Annotated in this window: 19 protein-coding genes and 1 other RNA gene; 14 read left to right on the forward strand and 6 right to left on the reverse strand. The window is 56.3% G+C overall.

Annotated features, from left to right (window positions below; translation table 11 throughout):
* The first annotated feature begins 8 nt into the window (after nucleotides 1-8).
* The 3 genes from nadK (at nucleotide 9) to ACFOSS_RS14505 (ending at nucleotide 3,108) form a co-directional block, all read left to right on the forward strand.
* A complete protein-coding gene (nadK, locus tag ACFOSS_RS14495; protein ID WP_377153786.1) occupies nucleotides 9-893 on the forward strand; it encodes an NAD(+) kinase in 885 nt (294 codons plus the stop codon).
* Nucleotides 894-990: 97 nt separating this feature from the next.
* On the forward strand, nucleotides 991-2,661 hold the full coding sequence (gene recN, locus ACFOSS_RS14500; RefSeq protein ID WP_377153788.1) for a DNA repair protein RecN: 1,671 nt from the start codon (nucleotides 991-993) through the stop codon (nucleotides 2,659-2,661).
* 108 nt (nucleotides 2,662-2,769) lie between these two features.
* Nucleotides 2,770-3,108: an outer membrane protein assembly factor BamE gene (locus tag ACFOSS_RS14505; protein WP_377153790.1), complete on the forward strand. Its 339-nt coding sequence runs from the start codon at nucleotides 2,770-2,772 to the stop codon at nucleotides 3,106-3,108.
* Between the two features lie 127 nt (nucleotides 3,109-3,235).
* Here the strand turns inward: ACFOSS_RS14505 and ACFOSS_RS14510 are convergent, their stop codons facing one another.
* Both ACFOSS_RS14510 and ACFOSS_RS14515 read right to left on the reverse strand, forming a co-directional pair.
* Nucleotides 3,236-3,532 (reverse strand): RnfH family protein, encoded by a 297-nt coding sequence (locus tag ACFOSS_RS14510; protein ID WP_377153792.1) that lies wholly within the window; start codon nucleotides 3,530-3,532, stop codon nucleotides 3,236-3,238.
* Nucleotides 3,525-3,959, reverse strand: coding sequence for an SRPBCC family protein (locus ACFOSS_RS14515; RefSeq protein ID WP_377153794.1), 435 nt, complete (start codon nucleotides 3,957-3,959; stop codon nucleotides 3,525-3,527). Before ACFOSS_RS14515 ends, ACFOSS_RS14510 begins: the two co-directional genes overlap by 8 nt.
* A 164-nt stretch (nucleotides 3,960-4,123) precedes the next feature.
* Between ACFOSS_RS14515 and smpB the strand changes: the two genes are divergently transcribed.
* From smpB to ACFOSS_RS14540, 5 genes are all read left to right on the forward strand, one after another.
* Nucleotides 4,124-4,606, forward strand: a complete 483-nt coding sequence (smpB, locus tag ACFOSS_RS14520; RefSeq protein WP_377153796.1) for an SsrA-binding protein SmpB — start codon at nucleotides 4,124-4,126, stop codon at nucleotides 4,604-4,606.
* A 46-nt stretch (nucleotides 4,607-4,652) separates the two neighbouring features.
* Nucleotides 4,653-5,012, forward strand: a transfer-messenger RNA (tmRNA) gene (ssrA, locus tag ACFOSS_RS14525).
* 577 nt (nucleotides 5,013-5,589) lie between these two features.
* Entirely contained in the window at nucleotides 5,590-6,129 is a 540-nt protein-coding gene (locus ACFOSS_RS14530) for an NUDIX hydrolase (protein ID WP_377153798.1), read from the forward strand.
* Nucleotides 6,130-6,181: 52 nt separating this feature from the next.
* Nucleotides 6,182-6,484 carry a DUF3144 domain-containing protein gene (locus tag ACFOSS_RS14535; protein ID WP_377153801.1) on the forward strand — a complete coding sequence of 101 codons (303 nt, stop codon included), beginning with the start codon at nucleotides 6,182-6,184 and terminating at the stop codon, nucleotides 6,482-6,484.
* A 330-nt stretch (nucleotides 6,485-6,814) separates the two neighbouring features.
* Nucleotides 6,815-7,477 carry a DsbA family protein gene (locus ACFOSS_RS14540; protein ID WP_377153803.1) on the forward strand — a complete coding sequence of 221 codons (663 nt, stop codon included), beginning with the start codon at nucleotides 6,815-6,817 and terminating at the stop codon, nucleotides 7,475-7,477.
* A 1-nt stretch (nucleotide 7,478) separates the two neighbouring features.
* Here the strand turns inward: ACFOSS_RS14540 and ACFOSS_RS14545 are convergent, their stop codons facing one another.
* The gene (locus tag ACFOSS_RS14545; RefSeq protein WP_377153805.1) at nucleotides 7,479-8,282 is read right to left on the reverse strand and encodes an AraC family transcriptional regulator; all 804 of its coding nucleotides are present in this window, start codon (nucleotides 8,280-8,282) and stop codon (nucleotides 7,479-7,481) included.
* Between the two features lie 137 nt (nucleotides 8,283-8,419).
* On the opposite strand from ACFOSS_RS14545, the gene ACFOSS_RS14550 reads away from it, so the two are divergent.
* From ACFOSS_RS14550 to ACFOSS_RS14560, 3 genes are all read left to right on the forward strand, one after another.
* Nucleotides 8,420-9,337: a DMT family transporter gene (locus tag ACFOSS_RS14550; RefSeq protein WP_377153807.1), complete on the forward strand. Its 918-nt coding sequence runs from the start codon at nucleotides 8,420-8,422 to the stop codon at nucleotides 9,335-9,337.
* Nucleotides 9,338-9,397: 60 nt separating this feature from the next.
* Nucleotides 9,398-10,141, forward strand: a complete 744-nt coding sequence (locus ACFOSS_RS14555) for a substrate-binding periplasmic protein (protein ID WP_377153809.1) — start codon at nucleotides 9,398-9,400, stop codon at nucleotides 10,139-10,141.
* A gap of 74 nt (nucleotides 10,142-10,215) precedes the next feature.
* Nucleotides 10,216-12,129, forward strand: a complete 1,914-nt coding sequence (locus ACFOSS_RS14560; RefSeq protein ID WP_377153811.1) for an LTA synthase family protein — start codon at nucleotides 10,216-10,218, stop codon at nucleotides 12,127-12,129.
* A gap of 70 nt (nucleotides 12,130-12,199) precedes the next feature.
* On the opposite strand, the gene ACFOSS_RS14565 is transcribed toward ACFOSS_RS14560, so the two are convergent.
* Nucleotides 12,200-12,949, reverse strand: coding sequence for a hypothetical protein (locus tag ACFOSS_RS14565; RefSeq protein ID WP_377153813.1), 750 nt, complete (start codon nucleotides 12,947-12,949; stop codon nucleotides 12,200-12,202).
* Between the two features lie 86 nt (nucleotides 12,950-13,035).
* A complete protein-coding gene (locus ACFOSS_RS14570; RefSeq protein ID WP_377153815.1) occupies nucleotides 13,036-13,161 on the reverse strand; it encodes a hypothetical protein in 126 nt (41 codons plus the stop codon).
* Between the two features lie 249 nt (nucleotides 13,162-13,410).
* Here ACFOSS_RS14570 and nrdD point away from each other — a divergent pair, with 249 nt between their 5' ends.
* Complete coding sequence (gene nrdD / locus ACFOSS_RS14575) at nucleotides 13,411-15,528, forward strand: anaerobic ribonucleoside-triphosphate reductase (protein WP_377153817.1); 2,118 nt, start codon at nucleotides 13,411-13,413, stop codon at nucleotides 15,526-15,528.
* A gap of 50 nt (nucleotides 15,529-15,578) precedes the next feature.
* Here nrdD and ACFOSS_RS14580 read toward each other — a convergent pair whose 3' ends face one another.
* Nucleotides 15,579-15,902: an NINE protein gene (locus tag ACFOSS_RS14580; RefSeq protein ID WP_377153819.1), complete on the reverse strand. Its 324-nt coding sequence runs from the start codon at nucleotides 15,900-15,902 to the stop codon at nucleotides 15,579-15,581.
* 179 nt (nucleotides 15,903-16,081) lie between these two features.
* On the opposite strand from ACFOSS_RS14580, the gene nrdG reads away from it, so the two are divergent.
* Nucleotides 16,082-16,594 (forward strand): anaerobic ribonucleoside-triphosphate reductase-activating protein, encoded by a 513-nt coding sequence (gene nrdG / locus ACFOSS_RS14585; RefSeq protein WP_377153821.1) that lies wholly within the window; start codon nucleotides 16,082-16,084, stop codon nucleotides 16,592-16,594.
* A gap of 4 nt (nucleotides 16,595-16,598) precedes the next feature.
* Entirely contained in the window at nucleotides 16,599-16,922 is a 324-nt protein-coding gene (locus ACFOSS_RS14590; RefSeq protein WP_377153823.1) for an HlyU family transcriptional regulator, read from the forward strand.
* The last annotated feature ends 24 nt before the right edge of the window (nucleotides 16,923-16,946 follow it).

Here is a 16,946-nt window from a genome sequence, read left to right on the forward strand (position 1 = left end):
AAAAAAGCATGTCACTTCAATTCGATACCATAGCGCTGATAGGTAAACCCCATCATCATGGCGCGAATCAGACACTCAGTAGCCTGTACGAGTTTCTGCGCGCACAGGGTATGCGAGTGGTGATCGAAAGCCGGGTCTCGGAGCAACTGGACATCCCGGGCTGCGAAATCGGCGAGCTGGCTGAACTGGGCAAGATTGCCGACATGGCCATTGTTGTTGGTGGCGACGGTAATATGTTGGGCGCAGCGCGCATCCTGGCCCGACATGACGTACCGGTATTGGGTGTCAATCGCGGCAACCTGGGCTTCCTTACCGATTTGTCGCCGCAGGATTTTGCCGCCCCACTGACGGCGGTACTCGCCGGTCACTACCAGATAGAAGAGCGTTTTTTGCTCAGTGCCAGCGTCCATCGCTATGGCGAGCAACACGCGGCAGGTAATGCGTTGAATGAGGCGGTACTCCACCCCGGAAAAATTGCACATATGATCGATTTTGCCGTGCATATCGATGATGTGTTCATGTATAGCCAACGCGCTGACGGCATTATCGTCGCCACTCCAACTGGCTCGACGGCCTACGCGCTCTCCGCCGGTGGCCCGATTCTGACACCGCAACTCAACGCGATGGCCCTGGTCCCGATGTTTCCGCACACCCTCAGTTGCCGGCCTATCGTCATTGACGCCGACAGTGAGGTGAAGCTGGTACTGTCACCGGACAATATCGACGATCAATTGCAAGTCAGCTGTGACGGCCAACTAAGCCTGAATGTTCATCCTGGCGACGAGATCCTGATTCGCAAGTGTCAGCACAAGCTAAAACTCATACATCCTCTTGGGCACAGTTATTTTAATGTGTTGCGTAATAAACTGGGCTGGGGCAGCAAATTGTTCTGAGCTCTCTCACAACCAGGGACTGATGCATTAAGCAGCACTTTACTGTATCAATAACCAGTATATACTGTTCGTTAATACAGTAATTGTGAGTATCACCATGCTGACCCAACTGACTGTCCAGAACTTTGCGATCGTACGCTTTCTTGAACTTGAGCTGCATGCCGGCATGACCTGCATTACCGGTGAAACCGGTGCTGGAAAATCCATCGCGATCGACGCCCTCGGTCTATGCCTTGGTGAACGCGCCGAGGGAAATATGGTCCGTCCCGGAGCCGAACGCAGTGAACTGACAGCCCGTTTTTCATTGGAGCGCAATCCGGCGGCCCGGTTGTGGCTGCAACAGCATGAATTGCTGCAAGAGGATGAGTGCTTATTGCGCCGAGTCATCACGGCCGAGGGGCGCTCTCGAGCCTACATTAACGGCACGCCCGTTCCTGTCACGCAGTTACGTAGCTTGGGACAGCTCCTGATCAACATTCACGGCCAACACGCCCATCAATTGTTGCTGCGCGCCGAACACCAACTGACCATCCTCGATGCCTATGCCGGCCATCAAGAGCTGCTGCAGGGCACCCGCAACGCATACCAACAGTGGCGTCAAAGTCAGAGCGAGCTGCAGCGCCTGGAACAGGAGCGCAGTCAGCGCGATGCCAGACGACAACTCTTGGAGTATCAAGTTGACGAGCTGGACCAATTCGCGCTGCAGGATGGTGAGTTCGAAGAAATCGAAACCGAGCACAGCCGTCTGGCGAACCGTGGCGAAATTGTCGAAGCCTGTCAGGCCAGTCTCGAGTTACTGCAAGATGGCGACGATATCACGCTGGTCAGCCTGTTAAATCAAACCTGCCACCGTCTCGATGATATCTGCGCCATGGATGAGCGTCTGCTTCCGGTGAACCAGATGCTGCAAGAAGCCTTGATACAGGTGCAAGAGAGTCATCAGGAGTTGCGGCATTACCTGGATAGCCTGGATCTGGACCCTGAACGGTTATCACTGCTCGATGAACGGCTCTCACGCAGCATGGCCTTGTCGCGCAAGCATCATGTCCGGCCGCAAGCACTCTATGCACACCATCAGCAACTCGCAAGTGAACTGGCTGCCCTGAGCGCAGACGATGCCAGGTTAGATTCGCTTCGAGACGAGTTGGGACACTTGCATGCGCATTATATCGAGCAGGCGCATCGACTCAGTGCCAGCCGCCAGCGTCACGCCGAGGAGTTGGCACAACGGATCAGTTCGCGCATCCAGGCACTGGCGATGCCTCACGGCCAGCTGACGATACAGGTTCAGCCGCATGCTGATGCCACACCGTCGGCACTGGGACAGGACCTGGTTGAATTTCTCGTCACGACCAATCCAGGGCAACCACCGCAAGCCCTGGCCAAAGTGGCCTCCGGGGGGGAGTTGTCTCGCATCAGCCTGGCCATCCAGGTCATTACTGCCGAGCGCATCGCCACACCAAGCCTGATTTTCGATGAGGTCGACGTCGGCATCAGTGGCCCGACAGCGAATGTGGTCGGTAAGCTGCTACGCGAGCTGGGGCGCTCGACCCAGGTGCTGGTCGTTACCCATTTGCCACAAGTTGCGGGGCAAGGACACCATCATCTCTTCGTCAGCAAGCACAGTGATGGTCACGAGACCGAAACCCTGATGCAACGTCTCGACAAACAAGGGCGACTCGATGAATTGGCGCGCTTGCTTGGCGGCGATCAGATCACCCGCAATACCCTGGCCAATGCCCGAGAGCTCCTGCAAGCGGCCGAATGACGCACAACCTGCGGATGGCACAGCTTTTATGTCCATCCGCTTTTACTTCATACGCGTTCCCCGTTATCATCACCGCCAGCTTGAATGGTTCTGATGGACAATAACTCGATGCGCATTAAATTCCTGCTTGTCAGCACACTCTCTGCCGCCCTGCTTATGACCAGTGGCTGTGTCTATCGCATAGATGTGCCGCAGGGCAACTTCGTCGAACAAAAGCAAATTGAACAATTGCGTGCCGGCATGACCCGTGAACAAGTGGCTTATGTGCTGGGTAGCCCCATGGTGCAAGATGCCTTCGATAATTCGACCTGGCATTACGTCTATTACCTGCGTGAAGGCTGGAACGAACCAAAACGTAAAACCCTGACCGTTCACTTTGCTGGCGATAAACTGAGCTCGGTCAACGGCGATTTCCCGGCCCCCAAGAGCTTTAACATGCCGTTGTGATAACACGCGACATCACCAATCAAAAACGCCCTGTCATCACAGGGCGTTTTTCATTTTGACGCGATACGACTGCAAGCTCCGACACGCAATACCGCAACGCGGGCGCAGGACCACAGCACACTCCAACTCATCCGCCCCGCTCTTTAGCCTTGTCTGCCCGCTGCTTACGCATGGCTCGGGGGTCTGCCGTCAGTGGACGATAAACCTCGATGCGTTCACCACCACGCAGCAACGTATCCAACGATACCAGACGACTGTAAATACCGACCTTCAGCGTTTCGAGTACCAGTTCAGGCACCCGTTGCAGCAAACCACTGGCCTGGATCGCGTCACGCACTGTGCTACCAGCAACCAGTTTGACGACCAGCAAGGTCTGCTTCTGTGGCAAGGCATAAACCACCTCGGCACGAATCAACTCACTCACCGTACACCTCCTTTGCTCGCAGGGTGAAGGCCTGCACCATCATCTGGACCAGCTCGGTGAAGATACGGCCAAACGCCAGCTCGACCAAGCGCGAGCTGAACTCGAACTCCAACGCCAACTCGACCTTGCTGGCATCGTCATCAAGGGGAGTAAAAGTCCAGGTGCCCTGGAGATGGCGAAAAGGCCCCTCCACCAGCGTCATCGAGATCACACGTCCAGGTTGCAGCTGGTTGCGTGTGGTAAAACCATGATGAATGCCGGCCTTGGCCACATCGACACGCGCAACCATCTCTGCCCCGTGCAGGCTGAGTACCTCACTACCGACACATCCCGGCAGGAACTGCGGGTAAGCGGCAACATCATTAACCAGGTGATACATCTGCTCGGCACTGAACATCACCAGAGCACTGCGCTGAATACGGGACATCAAGCCTCCTCGCAAAACGAGGCAAAATTCTAGCATCGAAGCGAAAAATCGCATCCGAAATCTGCAGCGGCCCCGACCATGAGCCGACGCTTGTTTACTGTACGCGGCACGTCCGTATAATGGCCGGCTTGATGTATGCAAATGAATGTTAAAAGGTTACCCGCATGAGCAAGAACAAAAGTAAGAACGCCGGGTCCAACACCATAGCGCTGAATAAAAAGGCGCGTCATGAATACTTCATCGAAGATAAGTATGAAGCAGGCCTGGAGCTTCAGGGTTGGGAAGTCAAATCCTTGCGCGCAGGTAAGGCTAATATCGGTGATGGTTATGTCATTGTCCGTAATGGCGAGGTTTACCTGTTTGGCGCCAACTTCACACCGCTGAGCCTGGCTTCTACCCACGTGGTCTGCGACCCTACCCGCACCCGCAAGCTGTTGCTGCAAAAGAGCCAGATCGAACGACTGATCGGTCTGGTCGAGCGCCAAGGTTATACTCTGATACCCCTCGCCCTCTATTGGAAAAATGCCTGGGTCAAGATCGAGATCGGACTGGCCAAGGGTAAGAAAGAACATGATAAGCGCGATGACCTCAAAGAACGTGAATGGCAACGCGATAAAGAACGGATGATGAAGAACAAAGGGCGTTAAGCCTTGGCCTTAGCCTCCAGTTACGGTAAGATGAGGTCAACACATTGGGGCTGATTCTGGATTCGACGGGAAATGCGAAACCCAAGGTGCATGCCGAGGTGCGGTAGGCCTCGTTAACAAACCGCAAAAAATAGTCGCAAACGACGAAACCTACGCTTTAGCAGCTTAATAACCTGCTCGAAGCCCTTCTACCCTAGCTTGCTTGTGACTTAGGGAATCGGAAGGTCATCCTTCACAAGATCGCGTGGAAGTCCTGCCTGGGGCGGAAGCGTTAAAACCAATCAGGCTAGTCATTCGGTGGCGTGTCGGTCCGCAGCTGGGTGGCGAATGTAAAGACTCGACTAAGCATGTAGTACTGAGGATGTAGGTTTTTCGGACGCGGGTTCAAATCCCGCCAGCTCCACCAATACTTAAGGCCCTGATTTTTCAGGGCCTTTTTCTTTGGTCGAGCAGCAAGGGGTCACACTATGCGCTATCCCGGGCGGCGACTAGCTACTGTTCCGTACGCATCAAAAAAACAGTGCGTCATCTGCTGAATCGCCGGCATTGACTGCCATCGCTTTCACTCGTCTCGCCCCCCGATGGCTACCGCCCTGCTTCGCTGATACGGATACACAGTCGCGACATGACTTGGCAAGTAGCGTTACGCGTACAGATGTGGCTCCCGACTTACCCGAGTGCCAGTTAGCTTGCGCAACCGATGAGGTTGTGTTCTCGTTTGTTATTGGATCATTGATCGTCGGTGTAACGTCTGCTGATCAGGAATATCTCCGCCAGGGAGACACTATAAACATCAGACCTCGTCCTTACAGGGATAAAACGACCAATCGCTGAAGCATATCGGTGACATGTTCAACGGCGTAGCAACAAAAATCACTGTATACAGCTTGTGCTGCGAATCCGGGCTCAGCCCCACCCAGGTGACAGAGCCATCCTTCCACCGTTACAGTGTTCACTCTGCCTGACTGCATCAAGGAGACACCATGTTCTGCCCGCATTGTGGCCAGCCGACGTTACGTCATTACCAGCAACACGAATATTACTGTGCCTGTGGTTTCCGTTTTTTTCACAATGCCGCTGCGGCTGTTGCCGCTATCATCCAGCTGCAAGACACCATTCTGGTCACCCGCCGGGCTCGAGCGCCCGGGCAAGGCCAACTGGATTTCCCTGGCGGCTTTGTCGACCCCGGTGAAACGCTGGAACAAGCACTTTGCCGTGAGCTCAACGAGGAACTGGCCCTGTGCATTGCACCGGAACAACTGATCTGGTTTGGCTCGCAAGCCAATGTCTACCCGTTTGCAGGCGTCACTTACTCAACCTGCGATGCCTACTTCCGCGTTGTGCTACAGGAACTGCCGCCATTGCACAACGAGGCGGAAATCAGTGAACACTTGTGGTTATCTCCCGCGGCCTTAAGTGCCGATGATTTCGCTTTCGAATCGTCGAAGCGCGCATTGCAACGGCTGCTCAGCCTGCTTGCTGCCGACGTTGGCGCTGGGGGAACGACCAAAACTGCAGTATAGTGCCGGCATTTGGCAGCCCTCGTGTCGCCGCCCCCCACCGTCAGGAGAAAACATGAGCCAACAAGAAGAGATGATGCAAGATGAGTTGAACGAGGCGTTCTGGACGCGGACTGATGCCGTGATTCAATTGGCTAACACTCAGGCGGAAGAGGCCGATGCTGACGACGTAAACGCCTCATTGCTGTATGCGGCGGCGCGCTTCTCCTCGTTCCTTATCGCCGCCCAAGCCGAGGATCATGCCAGCCTGCTGCATGGTCGTGATCAGGCCGTGGATTATTTTGCCAATCAGTTTCGCCAGCTGCTGGCTGAAAATATCGATGACTACCTCGAGAACTTCGACGAATACAATGCTTGAACATGACGTTGGCGCTGAATGGCGCCAACTCTGGGCATCAGCGCTAAATTAAACTCCCTCCTGGCGACCAGGAAGCATTATTTTCGCCCAAGCCATTTTCAGAAAACGATATATTCCCGCAAAGCGGGAAAAATAAAAAAATCATTTTGTTTCAATATGATAAACAAAAGCAATCATCCTTCTAATTACAGCAAAGCTCATTTGTATCCCGTTTTATTTTCTCGCAGACGTGGTGGCCTTGAATAAAAGAGTGGCACCTGTCATCGATTACAGGCGAAAATAATAGAGTTATCAATTGAGCGTTCGACTCGCTGCCGTTGTGGAGCCCACATGCCTGCCGTTGATTCTGCCACCCGTCTGCACTTTCTCTACGATCCCCTCTGTGGCTGGAGTTATGGTGCCATGCCGCTGTTGGCCATCGCCCGCCAACGCAATGACATGCACATTGTGCTGCACGGAGCCGGACTCTGGGTCGGCCATCGGCGCCCTCACTTTGGCACCAGCCTGCAAGCCCAGTTGCTGTTTGTCGACCAACAGATCAGTGTCGCCACGGGGCAGTGTTTCGGTGACCGCTATCTGAACCGGTTACTGCTCGATAGTCACAAATACCTCGACTCCGAACCGCCACTGCGCGCCCTGCTGGCGCTGGACGCGCTTGGGGGAGATGCGGTGGCCCTGCTACAGGAGATGCAGCACGCCTTTTTCCAGCACGGGGAATGGTTGGCCGATACGGCGCTGTTATGTGATCTGGCGGCAAAGCAGCAGATCGACGGCACCGCGTTCGAACACGCCATGGTCCGGGTCGATCTCTTAGCGCATCTGCAACAGACTCAGCACTGGCTGCACCGTCTGCAGGCCCCAGGCTTTCCCGCCATGGGGCTGGAAACCGCCGGGCAACTGCATCCCATCGATTTGCGTGCGTTCCATGGTCACTCGGCGTTGTTTGCGGAACACCTCGACGGACTGATGGCCACCCCCATGCATCATGTTTGAATCAGGGCTGAATACCCAACTGCCGGCGATAACGTTCCGGTGTTGTACCGGATAGCGACTGGAACATGGTGATAAACGCCGAAGACGAGCTATATCCCAACTCCAGCGCAATCTCCTTGATGCTGATGTGCTGCTCCAGTAGCGGCAGGGCATGTAAAAAGCGCAGTCGTTGCCGCCACTGACTAAAAGACATGCCCAGCTCACGTTGGCAGCGCCGCGATAAGGTCCGTTCTGTACTGTGTACCAGCCGCGCCCATTGCGCCAATGAGCGATTGTCCGCCGGTTGTTGCTCCAACGCCCGCAGGACTGGAGCCAATTGCCGATCCTCACTGGTTGGCAAGTAGCGCTGCTGCCGCGGACAGCGCAACAACTGCTCGATAAGCACCTGAGCCAAATGCAGATCCGTGGCTTCGACAGGGACAGCCAACGCATTTTGCCGAAAGTGCGTCATGATGGCTTGTACCAGAGGAGACAACTCCAGCACGCACGGGATCGCAGGCATGTCCCTACTCCACTCGGCCGACAGGTTGAGCGTGCCGAAGTCCAGCGGTTGATGATTGTAGCTGTAATGCCTGGCGCGCGGCGGGATCCAGACGCCAAACCCCGGCGGTGCGATCACGCTCTGCCCCTCGATGGAGAGTTCCATCAGGCCACTGTGAATAACGGCCAATTGCCCCCATTCGTGCCACTCCTCCTCCAGATCCGTCATTGCCGCCAGATGGGCCTCACAAAAGCGCAGTGTCTGGGGTGCCAGGCTGATAGAGGGCGCGGAATGACGCTGTGGCCGCGGACGACGGCATGTCATCGCGTGGCGAGTTGCATCAGCAGGAGATGGCTTGGTTGTCATGGCTGAAAAGCACAATCGGTTGGCGGATTTTCATTATATCGCTAAAAAATGCCAGCGTAGAATCGCCGCCGATTACTTCTTGTCGAGTTCTTGTCATGTTTTGGTTTCCGCTGTGCGCCGTCCTGATCTGGAGCGGTAATGCCATCGTCAGCAAACTGGCTGCCGGTACTATCGAACCTGGTGTTATTGCGTTTTATCGCTGGTTCCTCGCCTGGCTGCTGGTCACCCCGTTTATGGCACGACCACTGTGGCGTCAACGCCACCAGTTGCGGCCGCACATCGGCAAGCTGATGCTGCTGGCCTTGCTGGGAATGGTGCTGAACCAGAGCCTGGGTTACTACGCCGCACAAAGCATCAGCGCCGTCAATATCGGCATCCACAATGCGCTGATCCCGCTGCTGACCGTGATCCTCAGCCTGCTGTTACTGCGCGAGCCGCCCACTCTGGGCATCCTCACCGGCTCAGTGCTCTCGATTGTCGGGCTGATCTGGCTGGTCAGCGCCGGGCAACCGGCTCGCCTGCTGGCTCAGGGCATGGGGCACGGTGATGCATTGATGCTGTTGGCGGTGGGTTGCTATGCGCTGTATGGCGTTCTGCACAAACGCTGGGCGCTGCCATTGACCGGCTGGCAACAGCTGTACCTGCAAATGTCTGCCGCCCTGATCTGGTTGTTACCCGATTTTATCCGCGCCGGCGTTATTCACTCCAATCAGTGGCAGCTCAACAGCCAGAGCTGGCCGCTGGTGATATATGCTGCGTTGCCCGCCTCGTTACTGGCAACCTGGCTGTGGTTGGAGGGCGTGAGACAGCTCGGCGCCAACCGCACAGCGATCTTCATGAACTTGCTGCCGCTGTTTACAGCTGTGCTGGCGGTGGCCGGTTTGGGAGAACAGTTACACCACTATCATATTTGGGGTGGGGGACTGACTTTGCTCGGGGTCCTGCTGTGCCAGCTCTGGCGACAACCCATCCGCCTTGGTACAGCGCAGCGAACATTGAATGCAGGTTGTTGATCTTGCTTGCCACTGCGAGCTTGGCTAGTCTCGACAAAGAGAGCCTTGTCGAGAGGTCTGATGACAAACAACGCGTTCAGCACAATACGCCGACTGCTGCTTGCTAGCAGCCTGCTCTGTTGCGCCCTGTCCACCCAGGCTGCAGACACAGTGCTGGTCGCGACACTGGAATGGCCCCCTTACATCGGCAGTCAACTGCCAGGTCAGGGCCCCTTAGCGCAACAGAGCCGTCAGATATTTGCGCGTATGGGTCTGCAACAGCAATTGGAGTTCCTGCCCTGGCGCCGGGCGTTGCGAGCTATGGATGAACCCGGGCCACATCTGGCGATCATGCCGGAATACAACACGCAGCAGCGCCAGCAAGCCCTGTTCTGCTCACAGCCGTTTGCCCGCGCCACCCTATCGCTGGTCCAAAACACCCAGCTGCCGCCGATCCGCTGGCGTGCCCTCACAGATCTGGCCCCTTACACCATCGGTACCGTCTCCGGTTACGTCCATACCGACGAATTCGACCAGTTGCTTGCCGCCGGACGCTTGAAACATGAGGAAGCCCCCAGCGACCTGTTGAACCTGCGCAAGGTGGCCGCCGGTCGCCTGCCATTAGCCGTGATAGACCCACTGGTCTATCACGCCCTGATACAGCAGGACCCTAGCTTGCGTGCTATGGCTGGCAATATTCGCCTGCTCCCCCACCCCATCGGGGAGCAAGGCCTGGTCATCTGCTTCCGCCGTACCCCACAAGGGGCAAAACTACGCGACGCGTTTAATGTCGCACTGCGTCAACACCCGCCGGTTCTGGATTAACCCTTAAGGCTCGGTTAAGACAGGGGCGCAATAATGGGTCCGCCATACAGCCAATTATTGCGGAGCCCGCCGGCATGCCATTTTCACGTTACCGTTTTCTGTGGTGGTTTAGTTGCCACTACCTTCTGTTGATGCTGGTCTCGCGTCTCGGTTTGCTCTGGCTGGCTGGAAACAGCGCCGGTCTGGATCTGCTTGATGTGCTGACCAGTTTCAGTCTCGGTAGCCTGTTCGATCTGGGCAGCCTGGTCTATTTGCTGTTACCCATCGCCATCTGGTTAACGCTGATCCCGTTGGCCTGGCGCCAACACCGCATCTGGCGGGGTGCGGGCATCGCCTTCAGCTGGAGCTGTCTGTTCCTGTTGCTGACTCTGGTGGCCAGTGAATGGGTATTTTGGGGAGAATTTAGCAGCCGCTTCAACTTCATCGCCGTCGACTATCTGGTGTACACCCATGAAGTATTGGGCAATATTCGCCAGTCTTACCCGCTGGGGCTGTGGTTTGGGCTCTGTGCCTTGCTGGCAACCTTGCTGCAGCTGGCATCGGCAGCCCTGATGCGACGGCTGCCCACCTGGCGTGCACTGCGCCGACGCGAGTTGTTGCCCGGATTGGCGCTGCTGATGGTCCTGGTCAGCATCGGCCTGAATGCCGAAGATCGCAATCAGCGCACCAACCAGTATGCCAATGAGCTGGCGGGCAATGGACTCTTCTGCCTGTTTGGCGCCTTCCGTCACAACGAGCTGGACTATCAACGCTTCTATCCGACACTGCCGCTGGCTGAGGCGGGGCGACTGGTGCGCGCCAGCTTGCAGACGCCTGACAGCCAGTTCGTTTCCGCACAACCACAGGATCTGCGCCGTCAGATCCGGCACGCTGGCGCCGAGAAACGGATGAACGTGGTGCTAATCACGGTCGAGAGCCTGTCCGCTAACTATCTGGGGGTGTTCGGCAACCCTCATCACTTGACCCCGAACCTTGACCGCCTGGCGGCGCAAGGCATGCTGTTCACCCGCCTCTATGCCACCGGCAACCGTACCGTACGAGGTCTGGAAGCCCTCTCGCTGGCAGTGCCTCCGACCCCCGGCCAGTCGATCGTGCGCCGGCCAAACAACGAAGGCCTGTTCACGCTGGGCTCTGTTTTCCGTAGCAAGGGCTATGACAGCCTGTTTTTGTACGGTGGGTATGGCACCTTCGACAACATGAATGCCTACTTCGCGGGCAATGGCTATGAGGTGGAAGACAGAACCAGCCTGCAGCGCGACCAAATCAGCGCCGAAACCATCTGGGGTGTGGCGGATGAAGATCTGTTTGGCATGGCACTGCGCCAGTTTGATCAGCAGGCCCAGCTGGCCAAGCCGTTCTTCGCACACCTGATGACCACCAGCAATCATCGCCCTTACCACTTTCCAGACGGGCGTATCGATCTACCGCAGGGCAGTCGCAACGCCGCCATCAAGTATACCGACTGGGCCATTGGCGAATTTTTACGCCAGGCACAACAACACAGTTGGGCCGCCAACACCCTGTTTGTCATCGTTGCCGATCACTGCGCATCCAGTGCGGGTAAAACTGAAATTCCGGTAGAGGGTTATCACATTCCGATGATTATCTGGTCGCCGGGACACATCCCCCCCCAGCAAGTTGATCGTCTGGCCAGCCAGATCGATGTCGCCCCGACCCTGCTGGGCTTGCTCAACTTCAACTACCGCTCACAATTTTTCGGTCAGGACGTTTTTGCCACCCCCAAGGGGCCACAGCGCGCCTTCATCGCCACCTACCAGGGATTGGGCTATCTGACCGAACAACAGTTGACCATCCTCAACCCGCGGCAGAAACCACAAACTCGCTGGCTGGATCCAACAGCCAGCCAGGAAGATGCCAGCGCCTATCAGCGGCAGGCGATCGCCTGGTATGAGTCGGCCAGCCACGCTTTCCGAAGTGGTGCCATGCAAGAGGCAGCTCTGGATGCGGAAACGCTCGCCCGCCGGTAAAAATGCCTTCGGCAAAACATCAAGGCGCCTCACGGCGCCTTGATGTTGTCCCGGACAGTGACGGCTGTTGTCACTGCGACGTCTGCTGACACGCCCACGTCTGCTGTGCCCAGGTGACATCCGCACCACCCCGGTATTCACGCACCGTAACTTCGCCCCGGTAGTAGACACCCATATCCGTCGGCCGCATCCAGGCCAGCCGATGTTCGCCAGCATGACTCACCTCCACCAGCGGTGGATTGGTCGCGTGATAGGTCAATTGCAGTGCCGTGTCGCCACATTGATAGGCAATAGGCCCGTCAGCCGCAACCAGGCCAAACTGCGCCTGTAACTGACCAATGCGCTCCAGATAGGCAAACTCCAGACACATTTTGACGTCCTGATCCGTGCGGCAGGCGTTTCGGCGCGACTCCCACTGCGCTTGGTCTGCGGCGACATCCACAGGCCAACGCGGTGTCAGCGTCGCAACCTGCTGCAGCAACTCATCCAACTGATTGACCAGATCGACCTGCGCACGACGCTCACACAGATACTTGTCATACGTGTCCTTGGGGATCGCCTTGCATTTGGCCCGCAGTGCCTGATCGCGCGCCAGATCCTCGGCCTTGCGCGTCTCGGCATCCTTCCCCTTCGGCAATTCCGCCTCGGTCAGCACGATCACTTGCGGCGCAGGCAGTGCATGGGGTAAGACTGCGGCCACATCGGTCGCAGCCGCGGCTGATACCGACTGAGGATCCGCAAACACCGAGGGCGCAGCAAGCACGAAGGTAGTAAACAACACGCCGCTAACAGCAGGATGGCCATAGCCAGACAGGAACATCGACAGACTCCGCAAGGTGAAATCAAAACCGCGCTAGAGTACACGCTAATCCTACCCGAATCCAAGCCTGGCAACCTGCGGGACAGTCAGACGAGGCGGTTTTCCATCGCGCCTGATGCCCAGCCTGCATAAATGAGACCGGGTTTCCCCCACCTGTTGCCGTTGAAAGCGGCTTTTGCCGGTTTCATGCCGCAGATCGCATTCTTGGCCACAGATTACTCCATCACCCCAATTCTCTGTTCCAGATCAATAAAAAAGCTTGGCGGTTTGCAGTTTAATTCCCACATCTTGTTATCAAAACCAGAATAACAACTACATATAGTGTTCTCGAGCTAAAAGGGAGAAACACTACAAATGCAGTCAGGACGCGGGTTAGCGGGCCATCGGGGTCGGCTTTGGCTCGCATGGACGCGTAATCATGGCCTAGAGCCGACGCGCTATTTCACATCAGGAGCACTATAGTGGGACCGGTCGTCATCAAACGGGATGGGTGTCGTGCGCCGTTCAACGGCATGCGGATTGTCGAAGCGGTAGCCAAGGCGGCAGAAGCAGTCGGGGTACAGGATCTGGCCTATTGCGCCAGCGTTGCCGACCAGGTCGGTCGACAGATTGCCGAGTTGGCAGAGGTCGACATCCACGACATCCAGAACCGGGTAGAAAACCTGCTGATGGCCGGTGACTACAAGGAGATGGCGCGGGCCTACATCGAATACCGTCACGACCGTGATTTGGCACGTGAAAAACAGGGGCGTTTGAATCAGGAGATCCGCGGGCTGGTCGAACAGAGCAATGCCGAACTGCTGAACGAAAACGCCAATAAAGACAGCAAGGTGATCCCGACCCAACGTGATCTGCTGGCAGGCATCGTCGCCAAGCATTATGCCAAGCAGTACCTGTTACCTCGTGATGTCGTACAGGCCCATGAGCGTGGCGAGCTGCACTTCCACGATCTCGACTACTCGCCGTTCTTCCCGATGTTCAACTGCATGCTGATCGATCTGCAAGGCATGCTGACCCACGGGTTCAAGATGGGCAATGCCGAGATTGACACCCCGAAGTCTATCAGCACGGCCACGGCGGTGACCGCCCAGATCATCGCCCAGGTCGCCAGCCACATTTATGGTGGTACCACCATCAATCGTATCGATGAAGTGCTGGCGCCGTATGTCACCATCAGCTACCAGAAGCATCGCGAGACCGCCGTCGAGTGGAACATCGCCGATGCCGATGCCTACGCCCGTGAAAGAACCGAAAAAGAGTGCTACGACGCCTTCCAGTCGCTGGAGTATGAAGTCAACACCCTGCACACCGCCAACGGGCAGACCCCGTTTGTCACCTTCGGTTTTGGTCTGGGAACCAGTTGGGAGTCCCGCCTGATTCAGGAGTCGATCCTCAAGAACCGTATCGCGGGTCTTGGCAAGAATCGCAAGACAGCGGTATTCCCCAAGCTGGTATTTGCCATTCGGGACGGTCTGAACCTGCGCGCCGGCGATCCTAATTACGATATCAAGCGGCTGGCGCTGGAGTGTGCCTCCAAGCGGATGTATCCGGACATCCTGAACTACGACCAGGTGGTCAAGGTGACTGGCTCCTTCAAAACCCCGATGGGATGCCGCAGCTTCCTCGGCGTATATGAGGAGAATGGCCAGCAAATCCACGAAGGGCGCAACAATCTCGGTGTGGTCAGTCTCAACCTGCCCCGCATCGCACTGGAGGCCCGTGATGAGGCCCATTTCTTCGATTTGCTGGACAACCGGCTGCGCCTGGCCAAAAAAGCCCTGATGGCGCGCATCCAGCGTCTGGAAACCGTTAAAGCCCGCGTCGCGCCGATCCTCTATATGGAAGGTGCCTGCGGCGTCCGTCTGAAGGCCGATGATCCGGTTGCGCCGATCTTCAAGAATGGGCGGGCGTCGATCTCGTTGGGTTACATCGGGCTGCATGAGACGATCAATGCGCTATACGGTACACAGACCCATCTGTTTGACAGCGCGGCACTGCGGGAGAAGGCCGTACACATCGTCAGCCTGCTGCGTCAGGCTGTCGACAGCTGGAAGGCGGAGACCGGTTATGGGTTCAGCTTGTACAGCACGCCCAGCGAGAACCTCTGCACCCGCTTCTGCAAACTCGATACCAAGCAGTTCGGCTTGATTGATGGCGTCACGGACAAGGGCTATTACACCAACAGCTTCCATCTGGATGTCGAGAAAAAAGTCGACCCTTATGCCAAGCTGGATTTTGAAATGGCATACCCGCCGCTGGCCAGTGGTGGCTTCATCTGCTACGGCGAATATCCGAACCTGCAGCATAACCTCGAAGCGCTGGAGAATGTCTGGGATTACAGCTACGACAAGGTGCCCTACTACGGTACCAACACGCCAATCGACGAATGCTATGAGTGTGGCTTCACTGGCGAGTTTGAATGTACGAGCAAAGGCTTTACCTGTCCGCGTTGTGGCAACCATGACTCCACCAAGGTGTCGGTTACCCGCCGCGTCTGTGGTTACCTTGGTAGCCCGGATGCCAGACCGTTTAACAGTGGCAAGCAGGAAGAAGTCAAACGACGGGTCAAGCATTTGTAATGAAAACAGGGCGCCTGCGGCGCCCTTGTCTACATCACCTGGTGATTAACTCAGGTCCACTGGATCAGTTTTTTGCCATTCTTGTCACTGAATGAACCGATGATGATCATGATGAAGTCAATCAGTGACCAAATGCCCAGTCCACCCAGGGTGAGGATTTGCAGTATCCCGGTCCCGATTTTACCAACATAGAAACGATGAGCGCCGAACATGCCGAGGAAGAAACAGAGCAAGAAAGCGGGCAATATTTTTTTCTCCGAGACATTGCTCGATGACTGCTCGGCGCCACATCCTGGACATGCCGCCGCAGTCTGGTGAATTTGCTTACCGCATGCCCGGCAATACTGCATTTGTGAATCAACGATAGTGTTCAACATGATCTCCTTATTTTGATAATTAACTCATGCCGATAGCAAAGGTCTGCACATGAGCCTGTTCATTCCGCGAGATCAGACTAACAAAGGTGCAGTATTAACTCCATTTGAGGCTATTCATCTTGTGAGCGACCGCTTAGTCATCCGATGTGGATATCGCTTTTTCAGTTGAGGTTCCGATGCATTATCACCAGTATTTTCCGATAGATGTCGTCAATGGTCCCGGTACCCGTTGCACCCTGTTTGTCTCCGGCTGCGTCCACCAGTGCAAGGGCTGCTACAACCAGAGCACCTGGCGGCTGGATAGCGGTCATCTGTTTGATGATGCCCTCCTGACACGCATCCTTAACGATCTGAATGATGAACGCATACCACGCCGGGGGCTCAGCCTCAGCGGTGGTGACCCGTTGCATCCGGCCAACCTGTCGACGGTATTGCAGCTGGTACAGGCGGTGCGAGCACACTGCCCTGGCAAGGACATCTGGTGCTGGACCGGCTATCGCCTTGATGAGTTGACGCAGGAGCAGCGCGCTGTCGTCGACTATCTGGATGTGTTGGTGGATGGGCGATTCGAACAGGAACAAGCCGATCCGGGGCTGATCTGGCGCGGCAGCCATAATCAGGTCATACATCATTTTGATCGCACCGACTGTCTGTGGCAGCATCAAGCCACATTCACGCCAGAGGAGTAACACCATGTTGAGCTGGTTATCCAATCTGTTTTCCAAGCCAGATCACGGCCAAGCCACCACAGCCACCCACACCGTGTTGCTGAGCGTCGATTACCAGGGGTATCGCATCGACGCAACGCCGATGCAAGAAGGTGGGCAATATCGCCTTGCCGGCCGCATCAGCAAACGTATTGGCGATACCGAGCGGCAGCATCAGTTCATTCGCGCCGATCTGTTCACTGACCCGCAGCAGGCCGCCCAACTGATGATCGACAAAGCCAAGATCGCCATCGACCAGCAGGGTGATGCACTGTTTCTGCCGCCACCGGATAGCGCGGCATCCGCCTGACACCAGGGGCACCTGAGGCCCCTG

The organism is Pseudaeromonas sharmana, assembly GCF_042649925.1.
GTDB lineage: Bacteria > Pseudomonadota > Gammaproteobacteria > Enterobacterales > Aeromonadaceae > Pseudaeromonas > Pseudaeromonas sharmana.

Bases quoted from the DNA above. Each gene is read 5' to 3' on its own strand.
- nadK (WP_377153786.1), top strand. From the start codon at position 9: ATGTCACTTCAATTCGATACCATAGCGCTGATAGGTAAACCCCATCAT.
- recN (WP_377153788.1), top strand. From the start codon at position 991: ATGCTGACCCAACTGACTGTCCAGAACTTTGCGATCGTACGCTTTCTT.
- ACFOSS_RS14540 (WP_377153803.1), top strand. From the start codon at position 6,815: ATGCCTGCCGTTGATTCTGCCACCCGTCTGCACTTTCTCTACGATCCC.
- ACFOSS_RS14555 (WP_377153809.1), top strand. From the start codon at position 9,398: ATGACAAACAACGCGTTCAGCACAATACGCCGACTGCTGCTTGCTAGC.
- ACFOSS_RS14535 (WP_377153801.1), top strand. From the start codon at position 6,182: ATGAGCCAACAAGAAGAGATGATGCAAGATGAGTTGAACGAGGCGTTC.
- ACFOSS_RS14545 (WP_377153805.1), bottom strand. From the start codon at position 8,282: ATGACATGCCGTCGTCCGCGGCCACAGCGTCATTCCGCGCCCTCTATC.
- ACFOSS_RS14560 (WP_377153811.1), top strand. From the start codon at position 10,216: ATGCCATTTTCACGTTACCGTTTTCTGTGGTGGTTTAGTTGCCACTAC.
- ACFOSS_RS14505 (WP_377153790.1), top strand. From the start codon at position 2,770: ATGCGCATTAAATTCCTGCTTGTCAGCACACTCTCTGCCGCCCTGCTT.
- ACFOSS_RS14550 (WP_377153807.1), top strand. From the start codon at position 8,420: ATGTTTTGGTTTCCGCTGTGCGCCGTCCTGATCTGGAGCGGTAATGCC.
- smpB (WP_377153796.1), top strand. From the start codon at position 4,124: ATGAGCAAGAACAAAAGTAAGAACGCCGGGTCCAACACCATAGCGCTG.
- ACFOSS_RS14565 (WP_377153813.1), bottom strand. From the start codon at position 12,949: ATGTTCCTGTCTGGCTATGGCCATCCTGCTGTTAGCGGCGTGTTGTTT.
- ACFOSS_RS14590 (WP_377153823.1), top strand. From the start codon at position 16,599: ATGTTGAGCTGGTTATCCAATCTGTTTTCCAAGCCAGATCACGGCCAA.
- ACFOSS_RS14530 (WP_377153798.1), top strand. From the start codon at position 5,590: ATGTTCTGCCCGCATTGTGGCCAGCCGACGTTACGTCATTACCAGCAA.
- nrdG (WP_377153821.1), top strand. From the start codon at position 16,082: ATGCATTATCACCAGTATTTTCCGATAGATGTCGTCAATGGTCCCGGT.
- ACFOSS_RS14515 (WP_377153794.1), bottom strand. From the start codon at position 3,959: ATGTCCCGTATTCAGCGCAGTGCTCTGGTGATGTTCAGTGCCGAGCAG.